We start from the raw sequence: 19,443 nt of genomic DNA, 5'->3' as shown, positions 1-19,443 counted from the left end.
ACGTGAAAGCCCAGGCACTGAAAGTCTTCTGGTTGTCTCTGCTCTTTCTTGCTCTCAGTCCCACGGTCGCGCACGCCGACATCTCGGTGGGATATGAGGAGAAGGGGCTGGGAATTGGTGCGGATGAATGGGCTGTTGACCAGGTAACGGGTCGCCTGATTCGTGGTGCGCCTGGGCAAGTTAAGACTGATCCAAACCAGTACAAGTACGAACTCCAATGCCACCTCGGCGGGGGCGATTTCAATTCCGTCTGCCTGCGGGACCAGGTCGAGTGCAAAAGTGGGCCTGAGGGCAAGGAAGGCATTCCCGTCGTCTGGTTAAAGGCACCTCGCGGACTGGCCAACCCGGTATGGACGCACCACTCCGGCCCGACGTGCCTCTATGACGCGAAGCCTGAGGACCTGCTGCCACGCATTGCCGCGGACATTCAGCGCCAGTTCGAGAACTTGCCGGTCAAGGCGGGGTCAGTCGTGGCCCAGCCGAGCCCGCACACCCTCCGGGGCGCCGAGACGAACTTCTATGCCGACGCCACCGAGCAGCAGTTCGACGTCACCATGTTCGGGCAGCAGGTCCACGTCGTAGCCACACCGGTCCAGTACACGTGGAATTACGGCGACGGTACGGTGTTAGGCCCACAGCCATCGATGGGTGGACCACTTCCGCAGGAGCGCTGGGGCGAGAAAACACGGACCAGTCACGCCTACACGGCCACTGGAGACTTCCAAGTAGTCCTCACCACCTCATTCCGAGGGACGTACTCCGTCAACAACGGGCCACCATTGCCCATCCCCGGACAAGGCCAGTTCAGCGCCGCGCCCCAAAACATCAGCGTATGGCGGTCCATCACCCGCAACTACGCCGACGACTGCAACCAGAATCCCCACGGCCAAGGCTGCCCCGGAGTGCCGCCAGTGCCCTAAAGCCGCATCATGGGCCTCAATACGCGAATCCGGGCAATCACGGGTGCAAGAAGTGTGCGTGCCCTGGGCGGAAACAGAAAACCCCCGCCGCTTTTCCAAGCGGCGGGGGTTTCATTGTGCCCTCGATAGGATTCGAACCTACGACCTTCTGCTCCGGAGGCAGACGCTCTATCCCCTGAGCTACGAGGGCAATTCAGGGTTCCTGCCATTGCCAGCGGGACGTCCTAGAGCTTAGCAGGAAGGTGGCCTGCAAGGAAAAACGCCACGCCTCAGTAGCCGGAAAACGAGTCCACATGCACTCGGCCTGCCCCGGCCTCCCTGGCCGCGCGGCGGAGTGAAGCCACGCTGGCAGGAGATCCTGAGATGTAGACGCTGCGTCCGGCAATATCGGGCACAAGGGCCTGCAATGAAGCCCCATCCAGCCGGCCCCCGCCTCCGGTATTGGTTCCTGCTTCGGTGATGAACGACGGCGGGGCGGAACCGTCCGCGAGTCGGGCAATGATCCGCGCCCCCGAAGTACGAAGCTCATCGGCGTAGGCAATCTCTTCGGCATTTCTTGCCAGCAGCAGCAACACCACGTCCCGGTCCTTGGCTGCGCCGGAGGCCAGGTGTGCCAGATATGGAGTGATGCCGATCCCGGCAGCTATCAGCAGCAGCGGCCTGGCCGGATCCCGGGGCAGCACGAAGTCGCCTCCCACCGATGTGGCGGTCACTTGGTCGCCCGGCTTCAGCCCCAGCAGGACTTTCTTGGCGGCTGACAAGGGGTCAGCTGTCCGGACCCCGAACTTCACCTCATCCGAACCGGGCGCGCTGGTCAGGCTGAACACCCGGCGTCGGCCCTTCCCGTCCGACTTGGCGTGCGGAAGATCCAATTCCATGTACTGGCCCGGTACAAAGCGCACAGGCCGGGACGGCTCAAACGCAAATTCTGTGGTGCTCGGCGTCAGGGGCCTGGAACCGGTGAAGCGCAGCTTCAGCCCGCCCCGCTGGCCCGCCAGGAAGGCCAGCAAGTTGCCGAGCAGTAGTGCCAGCTCCGGTGAGTTGGCAATAAAGCCCAAGTTGTACGGCACCGCAAACACCACGCCCACCACCGCGCCCAGCGCCAGCTGTTGCCAACGGCGCGGCGGCAGCGTCAGCGGCTCGGTCAGCATAAAGCCCACGAAAAACAGGAGCGGGCGTTGGGCGAAGGCCTGCCAGAGGGCGCTGCCGAAGGAGAGTCCGGCTTGCAGCAGTTCCGTCGTGATAATCGCAGTCGCAACCACAAGGAACACTGCCGCCATCAGAAATTTGCGGGTTCGGTAGAGGACCAGCAGGATTCCAGGGACCAGCAACCACAGCATTGCAGGGGTAGCCGCCCACCACGTTGCAATGTTCAACCCGGTCAGCCCCGTGACAAACGCGCCGGCTGCTGCCGGGTTGAAGATGTGCCGGCCACGCCAGGCAAGCGCGTACTTTGACGCAGAGGCAAGGACGCACGCCAGTGCCACCCCTGCCATGTCCATGGGCGCGAAGGTCGGCCAGAACAGGAAATAGAGGAGCAAACCAGTGATGAGCGACGACTCAGAATGCGGCCGCACACGGAACAGTGCGGCAAGCCCGCGGTTGGAGACATAGGTCAAACCAAGGCACAGCACCAGGTGGACCAGCATCTGCGGGATGCCGAACGTGAGCCAGCCGAGGAGGTTCAGCAGGAGGCTGTACGCGGCGAGGACGGACAGCACCAGGAGGATGAGCCGGTACATCGTGTACTTGCCCAACAGGGTGTCCAGCCGGCCTGCCGGGGAAACGGCTGCCCCTGTCTTGGGGGCGTCAACGGGGCTCATGTGAACAGTGTCCCTTCAAATCCTGCCGAAAAGGCGGCGCTACCATCAGAAAATACCGTCAGCCACGAAAAGTCGAAGGACTCTTCCAACACAGCGCCGGGTGCGAAGAATAGCGCCGTTGCCAGGGCGTCAGCCACCATGGTGCTTTCCGCCATGGTCCAGGTGGCCACGGCAGTAGTGACCGGACGTCCGGTGGTGCCGTCCAGCACGTGGTGCAGGCCGTCGCCCCACGCCCGGCGGTTCGACGCCGATGCACACAACGCCCCGCCCGCCAGCGACACTGTTCCGATGGCCTTGGATGGGTCGTAGGGATGCTCCAATGCCACCATGACCGCATCGGGGCCGCTGTGAAGCAGGTCCCCGCTGGCATCAATCAGGAAGTCCTGCCCGGCGTGTGAGCGCAGTTCCGCCGCCAAGAGATCCACCAGCTGTCCCTTGCCCGCCGCTCCAATGTCCAGGACAAGGGGCACGCTGGTGGTGAGTACGTCGCCATCCCAGTCCAGTGCATCGTCCCAACGGAGGGCGGGAACCGGCGAACCCGCGGGACGAAGGGAATATGAGGAGTCGTACCCCAACCGCTCAAGGCTCCCGCCGATCAAAGGAGTCATGGCGCCGGCCGTGATGTCGTATAGCGCGCGGTACAGGCGGCCAAGAGCGGCGGCTTCTTCCGAAAACCGATACCGCCCGGGCTGCCGGGCCATGGCACCCACCGTTGAATCGGGCCGGAACCGGGACCAGTCGCCGTCGTACCGCTCCACCACGGCCAGCAGCCGCGCGCGGAGGAAGCCGTCAAGCGGCCGGGGCGTGGAGATTTCCCAACGGGTACCGATCCCGTCGAAACTGAACCCGTCCCAGTCCGGCTGCGGCACTCCTACTTTGCCTCTGCCTTGATCTTTTCGAGCGCCTGGTTGAAGCCGCCGCTGGTGAGCGAGGACCCTGCCACCTTGGAAACGTTCAGTTCGTCGATGCTCTTTCCCACGATTTGCGCTGCGATCCCACTGGCAAATTCGCCCTGGAATTTCCGCGTGTTCGGGTTCGAGGGATGCTGGGTGATGTTTACAGCCGTGACATTGCCCGAAGCAAGGGTCAGTTCAACACCGACGGTTTCGGTGCCGTTCGGGGAAACGTAGGTGCCATCCGCGCTATATGTACCGTCCTGGTAGACGGAACCACTGCTGGCGAGCGACGACGAAGTGCCCGAAGGGGAAGTGGTGGATGGCGCGGCCGACGTTGCAGGCGAACTGTTGCCGGTGGTAGCAGGCGTGTCCTGTGTAGCGGACGGCGCGCAGCCGGCCACCGTTCCTGCGAGGGAAAGGCCGGCGATACCGGCGAAAACACTCTTGCGGACTGACGGTCTCATGAATGGGTCTCGTTTCGTGGGCTGGGTGCTTACGGTGTTCTCAACGTCGGATTCACCGTAATGGTTCACCCTGTGATTCGGCCGTGCAACTGCTGTGAGGAAAATCGCCGTTGCCTGGACGAGTTGGCGCCGGTCACGCGCAATGCTCAAATTCGTCCATGTGGCGGCCCCCGGTAGGCTAGAGGGGTGACTCCCGAAGAACTCTCCCTCGCCATATCCACCTGCCTGAAAGACGCCGTCGCCGCTGGCGAAATCGCGCTTTCCGCATCAGCTGTCCCTGATGAGGTGCGCGTGGAGCGACCGAAGAACCGGGACCACGGTGACTGGGCCACCAACATTGCGCTCCAGCTCGCCAAGCAAGCAGGCACCAACCCGCGTGAATTCGCTACGATCCTTAGCGCCCGGCTGAAGTCCATCAATGGTGTCTCCGCCGTGGACATCGCCGGACCCGGCTTCCTGAACATCACGGTGGATGCCGGCGCGGCAGGTGCCCTGGCAAAGGCCATCGTGGAAGCCGGACCGGAATACGGAACCAACACCGCGCTCGCCGGCCACGTGGTCAACATGGAATTCGTCTCCGCGAACCCCACCGGACCCCTCCACATAGGCCACACACGCTGGGCCGCCCTGGGCGATGCGATCGCCCGCGTCCTGCGTGCCTCCGGAGCCGAAGTCACCGCTGAGTACTACATCAACGACGCCGGCTCGCAGATGAACGTCTTCGCCAACTCCGTTTACTCCCGGCTTCACGGACGCCCCGTGCCCGACGGCGGTTACCCTGGCCAATACATCGCGGACCTCGGCCACGAGGTACTCAGCGAACACCCGGACATCCGCGAGCTGACGGAAGTCGCCGCCATCCCGGTGATCCGCGCGGCGGCCTACAAGGCCCAGATGAAGGACATCAAGTCCACCCTCGCGGACTTCGGCGTGGCATTTGACGTCTACTTCTCCGAACAGGAACTGCACGACGCCGGCGCCATCGAAAGTGCCGTTGCCCGCCTTCGCGAGCAGGGTCACGTGTTCGACGACGGCGGTGCCGTTTGGCTGCGCACCACCGACTTCGGTGACGACAAGGACCGTGTGATGATCCGGGCAAACGGCGAGCCCACCTACTTTGCCGCCGATGCCGCCTATTACCTGTCGAAGAAGGACCGCGGCTTTACCGAGAAAATCTACCTCCTCGGAGCAGACCACCACGGTTACATCAACCGCCTGAAGGCCATTGCGGCCTGCGCAGGCGATGACCCCGAGGTGAACATCGAGGTGCTGATCGGCCAGCTGGTCTCCGTCAACGGTGCCAAGTTGTCCAAGCGTGCCGGCAACATCATCGAGCTCAAAGACCTCATCGACTGGCTGGGCAAGGACGCCGTGCGCTACTCCCTGGCCCGTTTCCCTGCGGACTCGCCACTCACCCTGGATCCGGACCTGCTCAAGAAGCACAGCAACGAAAACCCCGTCTTCTATGTCCAGTACGCCCACGCGCGTACCCGCGGCGCCGCCCGCAACGCCGTGGCCGCTGGGGTGGACCGGAGCGCCTTCGAGGCTTCCCTGCTGGACCACGCCACGGAAAATGAGTTGCTTTCGTACCTGGGCAGCTACCCCTCCATCGTGGCCAAAGCTGCGGAACTGCGTGAGCCGCACCGCGTGGCCCGCCACCTGGAAGTGATTGCCGGCGCCTACCACCGCTGGTACGACGCCTGCCGAATCGCCCCCATGGGCGACGAGCCGGTAACCGACGTCAACCGCACCCGGCTGTGGCTTAACGACGCCACCAGCCAAGTACTGGCCAACGGCCTTGACCTCCTTGGCGTTTCCGCGCCGGAACGGATGTGATCCCCATGACAGTGCAGACCGGAAATGCAGCGTCCCCGCTGGCTCCCGACTGGCTGTCGGTGCCGGCGGATCTGAACGCCCTGCACGAACCCATGTGGGCAGGCAGCGTGCAGCGGAACAACGACGGCGTCCTCACGGTGGCGGGCATCGACGTCGCCGCCCTGAAGGAACAGTTTGGGACGCCGCTTTTTGTAATGGACGAGTCCGACTTCCGTGCCCGGGCGCGGGCCTTCAAGGACTCCTTCGACGCAGCATTCCAGGACATCTGCGGGGGAGTGGACGTCTACTACGCCGGCAAGTCCTTCCTGTGCACGTCCGTTGTGAAGTGGGTCGAGGAAGAGGGCCTGCGCCTGGACACGGCCTCGGGCGGTGAACTGGCGGTGGCCGCGCGAGCGGGCATTCCCGGTGAGCGCGTGGCCCTGCACGGCAACAACAAATCCGACGCCGAAATCCATCGCGCGCTGGACATGGGCCTTGGACGCATCGTGGTGGACAGCCTCGACGAACTGGTCCGCGTCGGTGCCATCGCGCACGGGCGCGGTGAACAGGCAAAGGTCATGCTCCGGCTGACCCCCGGCGTCTACGCCCACACGCATGAATTCATTGCTACAGCCCACGAGGACCAGAAGTTCGGCCTGTCCATGGCCGCGGACTCCACAGACAGGGAAGGACTCTCCGCGGCCGAGGAAGCGGTAGCAGCTGCTGCCGCACACCCCGGCATCGAACTGCTCGGGCTCCATTGCCACATCGGCTCGCAGATCTTCGAGCCCGACGGTTTTGCGCTGGCCGCCGAGAAGCTGTTGCGGTTCCTGGCAGCCGTGCAGGAAAAGTACTCGATCGAGTTGCCCGAACTGGACCTTGGCGGCGGCTACGGCATCGCGTACACACCCGTTGACACCCCCCGCCCCGCAGCCGACATCGCGACGGCGATGGCCGCCGTCGTGCGTTCCACCTGTGCCGAGCTGGGCATCACGTCACCCAGGATCTCCATCGAGCCGGGTCGCGCCATCGTGGGCAGCACCACCTTCACGCTGTACGAGGTAGGCACACTGAAGACCGTCCGTGTTGACGCGGAAGGGCAGGAGAACGTTACGTATCCCCGCCGCTATGTGTCAGTGGACGGAGGCATGAGTGACAACGCACGCCCGGTGCTGTACGACGCGGATTATTCGGCAATTCTTGCCTCCCGCACGTCGACGGCGTCACCGCAGCTGTCCCGCGTAGTGGGCAAACATTGCGAGAGCGGCGACATAGTTGTTAGAGATGTATATCTGCCCGAGGACGTGGCAGCCGGTGATCTGCTTGCTGTACCGGGTACCGGCGCCTACTGCTGGGCCCTGTCAAGCAACTACAACTATCTGGCCCGGCCGGGCGTTGTCGCGGTGCGCGATGGATCTGCCCGGCTGATTGTCCGCGGGGAAACCGAAGAAGATCTGCTTAACCGCGACATGGGAGTGCCGAATGACTGAATTGCGAACCCTGAAAGTGGCCCTGCTGGGCTGTGGCAACGTTGGGGCCCAGGTTGCGCGGATTCTCATTGAGGACGCCGATGCCCTTGCTGCCCGCACCGGTGCGCGCCTGCAGCTCAGCGGCATCGCCGTGCGCAACGTCAATTCCAAGCGCGACGTTGACCTGCCGCAGGAACTGTTCACCACCGACGCCGAAACCCTGGTCAAGGACGCCGACCTCGTCATCGAGCTGATGGGCGGCATCGAACCTGCCCGCACCCTGATCCTCTCGGCGCTGAGCAACGGCGCCTGTGTGGTGACCGGCAACAAGGCACTGCTCGCCCAGGACGGACCCACCCTCTATGAGGCAGCTGACAAGGCCGGCGTGCAGCTCTCCTACGAAGCTGCCGTCGCTGGCGCCATCCCCATCCTGCGCCCCATCCGCGACAGCCTTTCCGGCGACCGGATCACCCGGGTGCTGGGCATCGTCAACGGCACCACTAACTTCATCCTGGACCAGATGGATTCCACCGGTGCCCAGTTCGCCGATGCCCTCGCCGAAGCCCAGCGCCTTGGTTACGCGGAAGCGGACCCCACAGCCGACGTCGAAGGCCATGACGCCGCCGCCAAGGCAGCCATCCTGGCCACGCTGTCCTTCCACACCCGGTTCGCGCTGGAGAACGTCCACTGCGAAGGCATCACCTCCGTCAGCGCGTCCGACATCGCCGCGGCGAAGGATGCGGGATTTGTTATCAAGCTGCTGGCCATTGCCGAAAAACTCACCGATTCCGACGGCGGCGAAGGGGTTTCGGTGCGGGTTCACCCGACGCTGCTGCCACGCGAGCACCCGCTGGCCGCCGTCCGCGGTGCGTTCAACGCCGTGTTCATCGAAGCGGAAAACGCCGGCGAACTGATGTTCTACGGCCAGGGCGCCGGAGGCACTCCCACTGCCTCCGCCGTGCTGGGTGACCTTGTATCGGCCGCCCGCCGCTTGGTGCTGGGCGGACCCCAGCGCACCGAAACCACTACCGGCCACGTCCCGGCGCTGCCTATCGAAGCGGCAACCACCAGCTACTACATCGGCCTCGACGTCGCCGACCAGCCCGGCGTCCTGGCCCGCATCGCCCAGCTCTTCGCCGAGCATGGCGTGTCCATCGAAATCATGCGGCAGACCATCCACAAGGACGCCGAGTCCAACGTGGAATCGGCCGAACTGCGGATTGTCACCCACCGCGCATCCGAGGCTGCCCTCGCAGCCACCGTCGAGGCCGTGAAAGGCCTGGACGTCATCAATTCAGTTACATCCGTTCTGCGGGTAGAAGGAGTCTAAGTGGCTCACCAATGGCGCGGCGTTATCCGCGAATACGCTGACCGTCTGCCCGTGACGGAATCCACCAGGGTCATCACCCTGGGTGAGGGCGGGACCCCGCTGGTCCATGCGCAGAAACTCTCCGAACTGACCGGTTCCACCGTGTACCTGAAGGTCGAGGGAATGAACCCCACCGGTTCGTTCAAGGACCGCGGAATGACCATGGCCATGACCGCCGCCGTTGAATCCGGCGCCAAGGCCGTTGTCTGCGCGTCCACCGGCAACACCTCGGCTTCCGCCGCAGCCTACGCAACCGCCGCAGGCCTGAAGTGTGCCGTGCTGGTTCCCGAGGGCAAGATCTCCATGGGCAAGCTCAGCCAGGCCATCGCGCACGGAGCCACGCTGCTCCAGGTTGACGGCAACTTCGACAACTGCCTGGACATTGCACGGAAGCTGGGGGAGTCCTACCCGGTCTTCCTGGTCAACTCTGTCAACCCTGCCCGGATCCAAGGCCAGAAGACCGGCGCATTCGAGGTAGTGGACTCCCTGGGCGACGCCCCGGACATCCACGTCCTGCCCGTCGGCAACGCCGGCAACATCACGGCCTACTGGAAGGGCTACAAGGAGTACTCCGCGCCGTTCGAGTCCGCAACAGCCGGTACCCTTCCTGCCGTCTCCACCAAGACCCCGCAGATGTGGGGCTTCCAGGCCGCTGGCGCCGCGCCGTTCGTAGCGGGCCACCCGATCACCGAGCCGGACACCATCGCCACCGCCATCCGGATCGGCAACCCTGCCTCCTGGGACGGCGCCATCGCCGCCCGCGACGAGTCCGGTGGATTCATCGATGCCGTCACGGACGAAGAAATCCTCGATGCCCACCGCTGGCTGTCGGCCCGCGAAGGTGTCTTCGTGGAGCCCGGCTCAGCAGCCGGTGTTGCCGGGCTCTTGAAGAAGCACGCCGCGGGGGAAGTTCCGTCCGGCAAGACGATTGTCATCACCGTCACGGGCCACGGGCTCAAGGACCCCCAGTGGGCACTGCGCACCGAAGACGGCAGCGACGTGCAGCCGGTCAAGGTCTCCAACGATGTTGTGACCGTTGCAGCCGAACTGGGACTGGAAGACAAGTAGCCGTGGAAACCACCTCGCCCACCACTGTTGGCCTGCCCCTCATCGAGGCAGGACAGCGCGTCACCGTTCGGGTCCCGGCCACCAGCGCCAATCTCGGTCCCGGATATGACAGCCTTGGCCTGGCCTTGGCGTTGCACGACACCCTGACAGTGGAGAGCCTCGAAACCGACGAACTGCTTTTCGAGCTCAGCGGCGAGGGAGCCGAAACGCTGCCGCGCGATGCCAACCACCTGGTTATCCGGGCCATGGAAGCCGCCTTCGAGCGACTGGGCTACCGCCATGGCGGCTTGAAGATTATCGCGAAAAACGTCAACCCGCACGGCCGGGGCCTGGGTTCATCGGCCTCGGCTGTGGTGGCTGCAGTCTCCGCGGCCAACGCCATGGTGCCGGAGGCCGGACAGCGTGGGCGCGACTGGATCCTCCAGCTCACCAGCGAGCTGGAAGGCCATCCGGACAACGTCGCACCGGCCATTTTCGGTGGGCTGGCGCTCTCCTGGCAGGACAGTGACCAGTACAGCAGCACGTGTGCCAGTGTGCTGGAGTCGGTGATCCCGATTGTGGCGGTTCCTGATTTTGAATTGTCCACGGAGGCCGCCCGCGCGCTCCTGCCTGCCTCGGTGGGCCACCATGCTGCCGCCATGAATTCGGGCAGGGCTGCCCTGCTGATCCATGCACTGACGCAGAAGCCGGAGTTCCTGTTCGCCGGCACCGAGGATTTCCTGCACCAGAGCTACCGCGCGGAAGCCATGCGGCCCAGCGCAGCCCTGATCAGCGCGCTGCGGAAAGCCGGATATGCGGCCGTCGTCTCCGGTGCCGGGCCCACGGTCCTGGTGCTGGCCAACGGCCAGGCTGAAGCCTCCGCGGTCGTGGACTTTATCAATGCGTTTACGGCGTCAAACACGCCGGATATCGCCTGGCGCGTGCTGAAGCTCGCAGTGGACGTTGAAGGTGCTAAGGTGGACTTGCACCGGCGGTGATTCCGCCTATCTGATCTGCAGCTGCATTCAGTTGTTATTTGATCTCCTACTGCGCAACATCTTCCGGTGCCGCCTGCTTGGTCTGTCGCAGGAATCTGCAGCATGAAGTGTCTGCCCCTGAACCGTCAGTCCAGCGTTTCGCCATTAATCGGAGCGTGGGTGAATCAGTATCCGGCCCTGCTGGCCGAAATCCAACCGGCAAGGCCGAATTTCCGGCTGCAGATCTGAACTGCAGCCCAGATCAAATCATCGCGTCCAGCTCCCAGTCTGGACGCCGTCGAGGGGGAAGGATCCTTCGTGACCGAAACCACTGAGCTGTCTCCAGCTGTGGAACTATCATCTTCTGCTGCCGGATCGTCAACGGCCGCACCCGCCAAGAGCAGCGGCCTCGCCGGCCTGAAGCTCGCCCAGTTGCAGGCGCTTGCCAGCCAGCTAGGTATCTCCGGCGGATCCCGCATGCGCAAGGGGGACCTGGTCACGGCCATCTCCGCCCACCGCGCAGGCACTCCGGCCACCAAGGCCCCGGCCAAGGCTGCCGGAAAGGCGACTGAAAACCACGCCGCTCCCACTGTTGCCGCGCCTGCGACTGCACCCGCCGCTGCAGCGAGCGAAACCGCGGAGGCCCCGGCCGCCGAGGGTACCCGTGCACGTGGCCGTGGCCGCAGCCGCCGGGCAGTCAGCGACGGCGTTGTTGCCGCCGCTCCGGCGGAAGCAGCCGGCGAGGCTCCGGCCGCTGCCCCCGCCGAAGCTCCGGCCTCCCAGCCCGCCGAGGCCGGCGAGGCAGCAGAAGGCGCCGGCGAACGCCGCCAGCCCCGTACCCGCAACCGCCGCCGCGGTGAAGCAGCTGCTGCGTCCCCGCAGACTGCCGAAGCTGTCGAAACACCGGCCGAGCAGCCCGTTGCCGAACAGCGCCAGGCAGAGCGCACTGAAACCCAGCGCACCGAAACCCAGCGCACCGACGCCCAAGGCGCAGAAGCCGGCGACGGCCAGCGTGGCGACCGCCGTGAAGGCGGACGCAGCCGTGGGGCTCGCGACACCGCCGTTCGCGAGACCACTGACGGCGGCCGCGACAATGCAGGCAGCCGTGAGGCTGGCCAGCGTGAAGGCGCCCGTCGCGAGGACTCCCGCGACAACACCCGCGACAGCGATGATTCTGACGGCGGAAGCCGCCGGAACCGCCGCAACCGCCGGGACCGGAACGACCGCAATGACCGCTCAGGCGGCCAGGATAGCCGGGACAACTCCCGCAATGACCGTTTCCGCGACCGCAACGACCGCCGTCGGGGACGCGCCCAGGGACCGGACGTCGACGACGTCGAGGTCACCGAGGACGACGTCCTGCTGCCTGTCGCAGGAATCCTGGACGTCCTGGAGAACTACGCGTTCATCCGCACCTCCGGCTACCTCCCGGGCCCGAACGACGTATATGTCTCCCTCGCCCAGGTCAAGAAGTACAACCTGCGCAAGGGCGACGCCGTGGTTGGAGCCATCCGTGCTCCGCGTGACGGCGAAGACCGCAGCCAGCAGTCAGCCCGCCAGAAGTTCAACGCCCTGGTCCGCGTGACATCAGTCAACGGCAAGACCTCCGAAGAACTCAAGGACCGCGTCGAGTTCGCCAAGCTGGTTCCGCTGTACCCGTCCGAGCGCCTGCGCCTCGAGACCGACCCCAAGAAGATCGGCCCCCGCGTCATCGACCTGGTTGCCCCGATCGGCAAGGGCCAGCGCGGCCTGATCGTCTCCCCGCCGAAGGCCGGAAAGACGCTCATCCTGCAGTCCATCGCCAACGCCATCACCACCAACAATCCTGAGGTCCACCTCATGATGGTGCTCGTTGACGAACGCCCCGAAGAAGTCACCGACATGCAGCGCACGGTCAAGGGCGAGGTTATTGCCTCTACCTTCGACCGTCCGGCCGATGACCACACCACCGTGGCCGAACTCTCCATCGAACGCGCCAAGCGCCTCGTGGAAATGGGCATGGACGTGGTGGTCCTCCTGGACTCCATGACCCGCCTGGGCCGCGCCTACAACCTGGCAGCACCGGCCTCTGGCCGCATCCTGTCCGGTGGTGTTGACTCCGCTGCGCTGTACCCGCCGAAGCGCTTCTTCGGTGCAGCCCGCAACATCGAAAACGGTGGCTCCCTGACCATCCTGGCAACCGCCCTTGTGGAGACTGGTTCCAAGATGGACGAAGTCATCTTCGAAGAGTTCAAGGGCACCGGCAACATGGAGCTCCGCCTGTCCCGCCAGCTGGCTGACAAGCGCATCTTCCCGGCCGTGGACGTCAACGCCTCCGGTACCCGCCGCGAAGAGAACCTGCTTTCCCCCGAGGAAGTCAAGATCATGTGGAAGCTGCGCCGTGTCCTCTCCGGACTCGAAACGCAGCAGAGCCTTGAGCTGCTGACCAACAAGATCCGGGAGACCCAGAGCAACGTCGAGTTCCTCATGCAGGTCCAGAAGACGACGCTTGGTGCGAAGTCGGATAACGACAAATAGCTGTTTTCAGGGGCGGGGTGCGGTTGCCTCGCGTGGTTCGCCACGCGGGTTTTCCGCCCCCGCCCCTTCGCGTGGTGGCCATGTCCTGACGGACTTGGCCACCACGCTTCGGCAGGCCCGATGCCACTCCCGGGGCGGAAAACCCACGCGTCGGGCGCCCGGTTCACCTCGTGCCCGGCCGCTTTGGGATGGATTCCTGTGCCCCACTAAAATGGGTGCAGAACGAAAGGTTTTGAAAATGTTTGAGTCCGTACAGGGCCTGCTTGATGAGCATGATGCTATCCAGGCGCAGCTTGGGGATCCTGCTGTTTATGCTGACCAGCGGCTGGCCCGGAAGCTGGGGCGGCGGTCTGCCCAGCTGAACGGCATTGTTGAGGCGTACCACAAGTGGGAGGGCATCCGGGATGATCTTGCTGCTGCCAAGGAAATGGCGGGGGAGGACCCCGAGTTCGCTGCCGAGGTGCCTGAACTGGAGGCTGCGCTCGAGACGGCCTCCGCGAAGCTGCGCCGTCTGCTCATCCCGCGCGACCCTGACGACGCCCGCAATGTGATCCTTGAGGTCAAGGGCGGCGAGGGCGGCGATGAGGCTGCGCTGTTTGCCGGCGACCTGCTGCGGATGTACACCCGGTACGCGGAATCGCGCGGCTGGAAGACCGAACTTATCTCGGCCACGGAATCTGACCTGGGCGGCTACAAGGACGTCCAAATGGCCGTCAAGGGCAACTCGAACGATCCTGCCGAAGGCGTCTATGCACGGCTCAAGTTCGAAGGTGGTGTGCACCGTGTGCAGCGCGTGCCCGTGACGGAGTCGCAGGGCCGTATCCACACTTCGGCTGCCGGTGTGCTGGTGCTGCCTGAAGTTGACGAGCCCGAAGAGCTCGAAATCAACCAGAACGACCTCAAGATCGACGTTTACCGGTCCTCGGGACCCGGCGGGCAGTCGGTGAACACCACCGACTCCGCCGTCCGCATCACCCACCTTCCCACGGGGATCGTGGTGGCCATGCAGAACGAAAAGTCGCAGCTGCAGAACCGCGAAGCGGGCATGCGCGTCCTCCGGGCCCGCATCCTGGCCCACCAGCAGGAGCAGATCGACGCCGAGAACTCGGCCCAGCGCAAGTCGCAGATCCGTACGATGGACCGTTCCGAGCGCATCCGCACCTACAACTATCCCGAAAACCGGATCGCAGACCACCGTACCGGCTACAAGGCCTACAACCTGGACCAGGTCATGAACGGCGACCTCGAGCCCGTCATCCAGTCCGCCATCGAGATGGACGAACAGGCACGCCTGGACGCCATCGGCGAATAGCCTTCCCAAGAGATGACTGGTTCGGAGCGGACCCTCGCGGCAGCAGTCAGTGAGGCCACCGCCATACTGCAGCAAGCCGGAGTTCCCAGTCCCCGTGTCGACGCCGAGCTGCTCGCCGAACACCTGCTGGGCGTCGGCCTCGGCCGGCTCCGGGCGATGATGCTCGGGAACTCCCCGGCGCCGGAGGGCTACGCGGACCTCGTGGCCGAACGCGCGCAGCGGACCCCACTCCAGCACATCACGGGCGTTGCGCACTTCCGCTACCTGGAACTCGCCGTCGGACCTGGCGTTTTCATCCCACGGCCCGAAACCGAGTCTGTCGTCCAGCTGGTCATCGACCATGTCAAAGGCATGGAACACCCGCGGATTGTGGATTTGGGCACAGGTTCCGGCGCGATTGCCGGTTCCATTGCCCATGAGGTTCCGGGCGCGGACGTGCATGCCGTGGAGTACAGTCCGTTCGCGCACGCGTGGGCGGCGAAGAACCTCGCTCCCCTCGGTGTGAACCTCGTCCTGGGGGACCTGCGCGACGCGCTTCCCGAACTTAACGGAACTTTCGACGTCGTCATTTCGAATCCGCCGTACATCCCGGCCGAAGCCGTTCCCAACGAGCCGGAAGTTGCGCTCCACGATCCGCCGGAAGCATTGTACGGCGGGGGAGCGGATGGCATGGAACTCCCGACGGCGGCGGCAGCTTCCGCGGCGCGGCTGCTGGTTCCCGGGGGCTACTTCGTGATGGAACATGCTGAGGTCCAGGCCGGCTGGATCAAGGCGATGTTGTCGCGGTCCGGTGTGTGGACCGGAATTACCACGCACCTGGATCTCAACGGCAAGGAACGGGCCACCAGCGCGGTGCTTTCCGGCCTGGACCACGAGTGATGAAAGAATGAGGCAGTGAGCACAACCTATAACTGCACGTCAGACGATCAGCGCGCCCTGGGACTGGAACATGCCCAGCGTGCCATCAGCGAACAGAAATGCGTCGTATTCCCCACGGACACTGTCTATGGGATCGCTGCCGATGCCTTTTCGCCGCAGGCTGTCACCATGCTGCTGGTCTCCAAAGGGCGCGGCCGCAGCATGCCGCCGCCGGTCCTCATCCCCAGGATCAATGCCCTCGACGGCCTAGCCACAGACGTGTCCGCGGACGCCCGCAAACTCGCTGAAGCTTTCTGGCCCGGCGGACTCACGCTGATCCTGCATGCGCAGCCGTCCCTGGACTGGGACCTCGGCGACACGAAGGGAACGGTAGCCCTCCGGATGCCCGCAGATGAAGTGGCACAGGAACTGCTGACCTTGACCGGTCCGCTGGCGGTGTCGTCGGCCAACCGTACCGGCCACGCTGCGGCCCAGACCGCCGCCGAGGCGCGGGAACAGCTCGCTGAGTCCGTGGAGGTCTACCTTGAAGGCGGATTCCGGCCCCTTGAGGGCACCGAAGGGGTTCCTTCGACAATTGTTGATGCCACCGGGCCGCTGCTCCGGGTTGTCCGGAACGGCGCCGTCACCTTGCAACAGCTGCGCGAGCACGTCCCGGGAGTTCTGGGGCTCGGCGAGATCCCGATGGCCGAGGAACCTGCGGACGAGACGCCAGTAGGCGACTCTGAGGTGGTTGAAGTCCCCCTGGCTGAAGCCACCCTGGATGAAGCCCCCACAGGCGCAACGGCGGGGGAGCCGGCCGGTCCGAAACAGGAGCCGAACGCTTGATGACCCTGCTCCGCCAGGCCATTCCGGTCCTCGGTGTTGACGCCACGCCCCTGAAGGTGGACGAACTGATTGATGTCCTTGAGGGGTTCGTTGACGATGGCAGCACACGGACCGTCGTCGGCCATAACCTGCATAGCGTGACGCTGACCCATTCGGATCCCGGCTTCCGCCGCCTCTACGAGGACAGCGACGTTGTGCTTCTGGACGGAGCGCCAGTGCTGTGGCTCTGGGGCCGTACCGGGCAGGCTTCCGGGCCGGTCATGGAGTACCGGCTTGGGTCAACGGACTGGATTCCCGCCCTGGGGCGGCTGGCCGGACTGGAGCGGATCGCAGTGGTCGGCGCCGGCCCCGAGGCCAACGCGAAGGCAGTAGCGAGGCTGGAGGGCATTGTCCCGTCCGCGACGGTCTCAGGCTTTCCTGGCGAAGGCTGGAACGACGACGTCGAGGACACCGCCGCCGCCTGGCTCACCGAACAGCGTCCCCAGTTGGTGCTCCTGGGACTCGGCATGCCGCTGCAGGAATCAGTGCTGCAGCGCAGGCTGGATACCTTGCCGCCGGCCATTTACTGCGCCGTGGGCGGGGCGATCGAGCAGCTCGCCGGAATCCAGAAGCTGGCACCCCGCTGGCTGGGCCGGCTGGGGCTCGAGTGGGCCTGGCGCCTGGTCCTGCACCCGCGCAGGGTGGCCTACCGCGTCTTTGGCGAGCCGTGGGTCCTGCTGTGGCTGCTCGCACGGCGCCGCCTCAGGCGGACGTCCTAGAACTTCTGCTCTTCCAGCGGAGCAAATCCCTTGGCCCGCAGCCCGGTGGTAAACGATCTGGCCCAGTCCAGGAACCCGGGCAGGTCTCGACGCCGCGCAAAATAGCCAACGTAGCCGCCGACGTCGGCCACGAAGGACTTGACCCGGAAATACCGGCGGATCAGGTAACCGCGGTTGCGGTAGTAGTAATACCGCTTGAAGGCCGACTCCGGCACGATGACATGCCAGCCGGCCCCATAGACGTGTTTGGTTTCGGCGAAGGCGTGTGGGTGCGTGATGGCGGTGGTTGTGACGGTGCCAAACCGGATGCCCGCCTTGCGGAGCCGGATGGTGAAGTCCACTTCGTCGCCCCGGATGAAGAGGCGCATGTCCGGCAGGCCCACCTTGAAGAAGACGTCTGAGCGGATCAGCGCGCCGTTGAAGAAATGTCCGTCATCCAACAGGAAACCGACCTTCTCCAGTTCGGCACGGTCGTGGGTGACTTTTCCGTCCAGGCGGAAGAAGAACGACAGCCGGTCGGGCTGGCCCGGCGCGACAACGAGGGGTACCACGGCCTCCAGATCGCGGGCTTCAGCTTCGCGAAGCAGGGTGGCCAGGCATTCCGGGTCAGCGGGTTCGGCGTCGTCATCCATCATCCAGATCCAGTCTGCGCCGCTCGCGACGGCCTTGAGCGCTGCCAGGGCGAAGCCGCCGGCGCCGCCCAGGTTGGCCTCGGAGCGGACATAGTCCACGTTGGGATGCTTACCGGCTACGTCGCGTGCGGGGTTGGTGCCGCTGTCAACCAGGCAGATGGTGTCCACGGATGCGGACTGGGCGTTGATGGCGTCCAACAGGGTGGACAGCTCCCGGTGACGGTCGAAGGTCACCGCAGCAACAGCAATACGGGGGGTCATGGACTTCCTTTCAGCATGGCTGACAGGGAATTCCCCGCTCGCAGTGCGCCGTGTGGCGCGAAGCCATGAAGCCGTTGGCGCTAGTATCTTTGACTAGAGTCCACTGTAATACAGCCGTGTAAGGCACTGCGTACAAGAAAAAAATGCACTGCCTGCTGCGCGCCCGGCGACGGAGAAGTTTCATTTATCGAAGAACAGATCCCCTGCCAGTGAGCCCATCGACCACGGAACAGCCGCTGTTGTGGCTGCCCAGCCCCAGCACTGCCGCAGCTCCAGGAGTTGCGGCAGGAACTGACGAAATGGCCGCCATCGCATGATTATGTACCTGCTCATGGGCTTGACGGCTGCCGTCGTGTCCTACTCGGCAACCTGGGGTGCCCGGGTTATCGGAAACCGGCTCGAGCTCCACATGCCCATCCGCAGCCGCGACATGCATTCGACGCCGGTATCCCGGCTGGGCGGCGTGGCTATCTTGCTTGGTGTGATGGTGGCCCTGATCGTGGCCAGCCAATCCTTCTTCGTGAAGGACATCTACCGGAACAACTTTTCCCCGTGGGGAATCCTCGCCGGAGCCGTGCTGATCGTGCTGGTAGGCATAGCCGATGACCTGCTGGACATCCGTTGGTGGGTCAAGCTCATCGGGCAAAGTGCGGCAGCCCTGGTGGTAGCCATCTGGGGAGTCCAGATGACGATTGTTCCCTGGATACCGGAACCGATCACCCTGGAAAATGAGATGCTTCGGGTGGTGCTGACCGCGGGGCTGATCGTGACCACCATGAACGCCTTCAACTTCATCGACGGCCTTGATGGCCTGGCTGCCGGCGTGGCCATCATCGGCGGCACAGCGTTCTTCTTCACCGCCTACTGGGTCCACCGCACATCCGTCATCTTGGATAAATCGGACCTCGCCACGCTGATTACGGTGGTCCTGGTGGGCAGTTGCATAGGGTTCCTGCCGCACAACTGGTTCCCCTCCAAGATCTTTATGGGGGACTCCGGTGCCATGCTCATCGGCCTGCTCATGGCCTCCGCGGGTATTGTCTCCACCGGACAGATCACGTCAGGGTTGTATGACCGGGCCAACGGTATCTCCACCGTGATACCCATCCTGCTGCCCTTCGCCGTACTGTTCCTCCCACTGCTTGACCTGGGCCTCGCCGTTGTTCGGCGCACGGCACGCGGACGTTCCCCGTGGTCGGCGGACCGTGGGCACCTCCACCATAAACTGCTGGATATCGGCTATTCGCACCGGACCGTGGTGATCCTCATGTATCTGTGGACTGCCATCCTGTCCTTCGGAGGGCTGGCTTTTGCAGTTTTCCCGTGGCAGATCGTGCTCTCTGTTGACCTCTTCGCCACCCTGGTGATGGGCCTCGTGACGGCGTGGCCGTACCTGCGGCGAAGGAAAGAGGAACCCGCGGCGTAACGGCGTTCGGAAATATTTCTATCTCGTGTAGAATTTAGGGGCAGCTCAAGCTG

16 protein-coding genes and 1 tRNA gene are annotated in these 19,443 nt (G+C 64.5%); 12 read left to right on the top strand and 5 right to left on the bottom strand.

Translation table 11 applies throughout. The features are described 5' to 3' along the window. The first annotated feature begins 2 nt into the window (after positions 1–2). A complete protein-coding gene (locus ACLKOZ_RS13510; RefSeq protein ID WP_436475686.1) occupies positions 3–920 on the top strand; it encodes a hypothetical protein in 918 nt (305 codons plus the stop codon). A gap of 117 nt (positions 921–1,037) precedes the next feature. Here the strand turns inward: ACLKOZ_RS13510 and ACLKOZ_RS13505 are convergent. The 4 genes from ACLKOZ_RS13505 to ACLKOZ_RS13490 form a co-directional block, all read right to left on the bottom strand. Then, a tRNA-Arg gene (locus tag ACLKOZ_RS13505) sits at positions 1,038–1,110 on the bottom strand. Between the two features lie 79 nt (positions 1,111–1,189). Beyond that, the gene (locus tag ACLKOZ_RS13500; protein WP_436475684.1) at positions 1,190–2,743 is read right to left on the bottom strand and encodes a ferredoxin--NADP reductase; all 1,554 of its coding nucleotides are present in this window, start codon (positions 2,741–2,743) and stop codon (positions 1,190–1,192) included. Next, complete coding sequence (locus tag ACLKOZ_RS13495; protein WP_436475682.1) at positions 2,740–3,612, bottom strand: FAD:protein FMN transferase; 873 nt, start codon at positions 3,610–3,612, stop codon at positions 2,740–2,742. The genes ACLKOZ_RS13500 and ACLKOZ_RS13495 overlap by 4 nt, the downstream gene beginning before the upstream one ends. A 2-nt stretch (positions 3,613–3,614) precedes the next feature. Further along, positions 3,615–4,103 carry an FMN-binding protein gene (locus ACLKOZ_RS13490; RefSeq protein ID WP_337352182.1) on the bottom strand — a complete coding sequence of 163 codons (489 nt, stop codon included), beginning with the start codon at positions 4,101–4,103 and terminating at the stop codon, positions 3,615–3,617. A 186-nt stretch (positions 4,104–4,289) separates the two neighbouring features. Between ACLKOZ_RS13490 and argS the strand changes: the two genes are divergently transcribed. The 10 genes from argS to ACLKOZ_RS13440 all read left to right on the top strand — a co-directional run bounded on the left by argS (position 4,290) and on the right by ACLKOZ_RS13440 (position 17,071). Beyond that, a complete protein-coding gene (gene argS, locus ACLKOZ_RS13485; protein ID WP_436475680.1) occupies positions 4,290–5,939 on the top strand; it encodes an arginine--tRNA ligase in 1,650 nt (549 codons plus the stop codon). Positions 5,940–5,944: 5 nt separating this feature from the next. Continuing rightward, positions 5,945–7,408 carry a diaminopimelate decarboxylase gene (gene lysA / locus ACLKOZ_RS13480; RefSeq protein WP_436475678.1) on the top strand — a complete coding sequence of 488 codons (1,464 nt, stop codon included), beginning with the start codon at positions 5,945–5,947 and terminating at the stop codon, positions 7,406–7,408. Continuing rightward, a complete protein-coding gene (locus tag ACLKOZ_RS13475; RefSeq protein ID WP_436475676.1) occupies positions 7,401–8,717 on the top strand; it encodes a homoserine dehydrogenase in 1,317 nt (438 codons plus the stop codon). Before lysA ends, ACLKOZ_RS13475 begins: the two co-directional genes overlap by 8 nt. Further along, entirely contained in the window at positions 8,718–9,824 is a 1,107-nt protein-coding gene (gene thrC, locus ACLKOZ_RS13470; protein WP_337345842.1) for a threonine synthase, read from the top strand. It abuts the gene before it with no gap. A gap of 2 nt (positions 9,825–9,826) precedes the next feature. Beyond that, entirely contained in the window at positions 9,827–10,801 is a 975-nt protein-coding gene (gene thrB, locus ACLKOZ_RS13465) for a homoserine kinase (protein WP_436475674.1), read from the top strand. Between the two features lie 297 nt (positions 10,802–11,098). Then, positions 11,099–13,297: a transcription termination factor Rho gene (gene rho, locus ACLKOZ_RS13460; RefSeq protein WP_436475672.1), complete on the top strand. Its 2,199-nt coding sequence runs from the start codon at positions 11,099–11,101 to the stop codon at positions 13,295–13,297. A gap of 238 nt (positions 13,298–13,535) precedes the next feature. Next, positions 13,536–14,609: a peptide chain release factor 1 gene (prfA, locus tag ACLKOZ_RS13455; protein ID WP_337345845.1), complete on the top strand. Its 1,074-nt coding sequence runs from the start codon at positions 13,536–13,538 to the stop codon at positions 14,607–14,609. A 12-nt stretch (positions 14,610–14,621) separates the two neighbouring features. Further along, complete coding sequence (gene prmC / locus ACLKOZ_RS13450; RefSeq protein ID WP_436475669.1) at positions 14,622–15,488, top strand: peptide chain release factor N(5)-glutamine methyltransferase; 867 nt, start codon at positions 14,622–14,624, stop codon at positions 15,486–15,488. 15 nt (positions 15,489–15,503) lie between these two features. Continuing rightward, positions 15,504–16,313 (top strand): L-threonylcarbamoyladenylate synthase, encoded by an 810-nt coding sequence (locus tag ACLKOZ_RS13445; RefSeq protein WP_436475667.1) that lies wholly within the window; start codon positions 15,504–15,506, stop codon positions 16,311–16,313. Then, positions 16,313–17,071, top strand: a complete 759-nt coding sequence (locus ACLKOZ_RS13440; protein WP_436475665.1) for a WecB/TagA/CpsF family glycosyltransferase — start codon at positions 16,313–16,315, stop codon at positions 17,069–17,071. The genes ACLKOZ_RS13445 and ACLKOZ_RS13440 overlap by 1 nt, the downstream gene beginning before the upstream one ends. On the opposite strand, the gene ACLKOZ_RS13435 is transcribed toward ACLKOZ_RS13440, so the two are convergent. Beyond that, positions 17,068–17,964 carry a glycosyltransferase gene (locus ACLKOZ_RS13435; RefSeq protein ID WP_436475663.1) on the bottom strand — a complete coding sequence of 299 codons (897 nt, stop codon included), beginning with the start codon at positions 17,962–17,964 and terminating at the stop codon, positions 17,068–17,070. The genes ACLKOZ_RS13440 and ACLKOZ_RS13435 overlap by 4 nt on opposite strands. A 313-nt stretch (positions 17,965–18,277) precedes the next feature. On the opposite strand from ACLKOZ_RS13435, the gene ACLKOZ_RS13430 reads away from it, so the two are divergent. Beyond that, entirely contained in the window at positions 18,278–19,390 is a 1,113-nt protein-coding gene (locus ACLKOZ_RS13430) for an MraY family glycosyltransferase (RefSeq protein WP_436475661.1), read from the top strand. Positions 19,391–19,443: the final 53 nt, after the last annotated feature.

Origin of the sequence: Arthrobacter sp. R4, assembly GCF_051365025.1 — a bacterium.
Lineage (GTDB): Bacteria > Actinomycetota > Actinomycetes > Actinomycetales > Micrococcaceae > Arthrobacter.
Note: the sequence above shows the minus strand (reverse complement) of the source record. Positions and strands in the feature narration are given on the sequence as shown.

Bases quoted from the DNA above. Each gene is read 5' to 3' on its own strand.
- ACLKOZ_RS13500 (WP_436475684.1), bottom strand. From the start codon at position 2,743: ATGAGCCCCGTTGACGCCCCCAAGACAGGGGCAGCCGTTTCCCCGGCA.
- ACLKOZ_RS13475 (WP_436475676.1), top strand. From the start codon at position 7,401: ATGACTGAATTGCGAACCCTGAAAGTGGCCCTGCTGGGCTGTGGCAAC.
- prmC (WP_436475669.1), top strand. From the start codon at position 14,622: ATGACTGGTTCGGAGCGGACCCTCGCGGCAGCAGTCAGTGAGGCCACC.
- prfA (WP_337345845.1), top strand. From the start codon at position 13,536: ATGTTTGAGTCCGTACAGGGCCTGCTTGATGAGCATGATGCTATCCAG.
- ACLKOZ_RS13435 (WP_436475663.1), bottom strand. From the start codon at position 17,964: ATGACCCCCCGTATTGCTGTTGCTGCGGTGACCTTCGACCGTCACCGG.
- ACLKOZ_RS13440 (WP_436475665.1), top strand. From the start codon at position 16,313: ATGACCCTGCTCCGCCAGGCCATTCCGGTCCTCGGTGTTGACGCCACG.
- ACLKOZ_RS13490 (WP_337352182.1), bottom strand. From the start codon at position 4,103: ATGAGACCGTCAGTCCGCAAGAGTGTTTTCGCCGGTATCGCCGGCCTT.
- ACLKOZ_RS13430 (WP_436475661.1), top strand. From the start codon at position 18,278: ATGATTATGTACCTGCTCATGGGCTTGACGGCTGCCGTCGTGTCCTAC.
- lysA (WP_436475678.1), top strand. From the start codon at position 5,945: ATGACAGTGCAGACCGGAAATGCAGCGTCCCCGCTGGCTCCCGACTGG.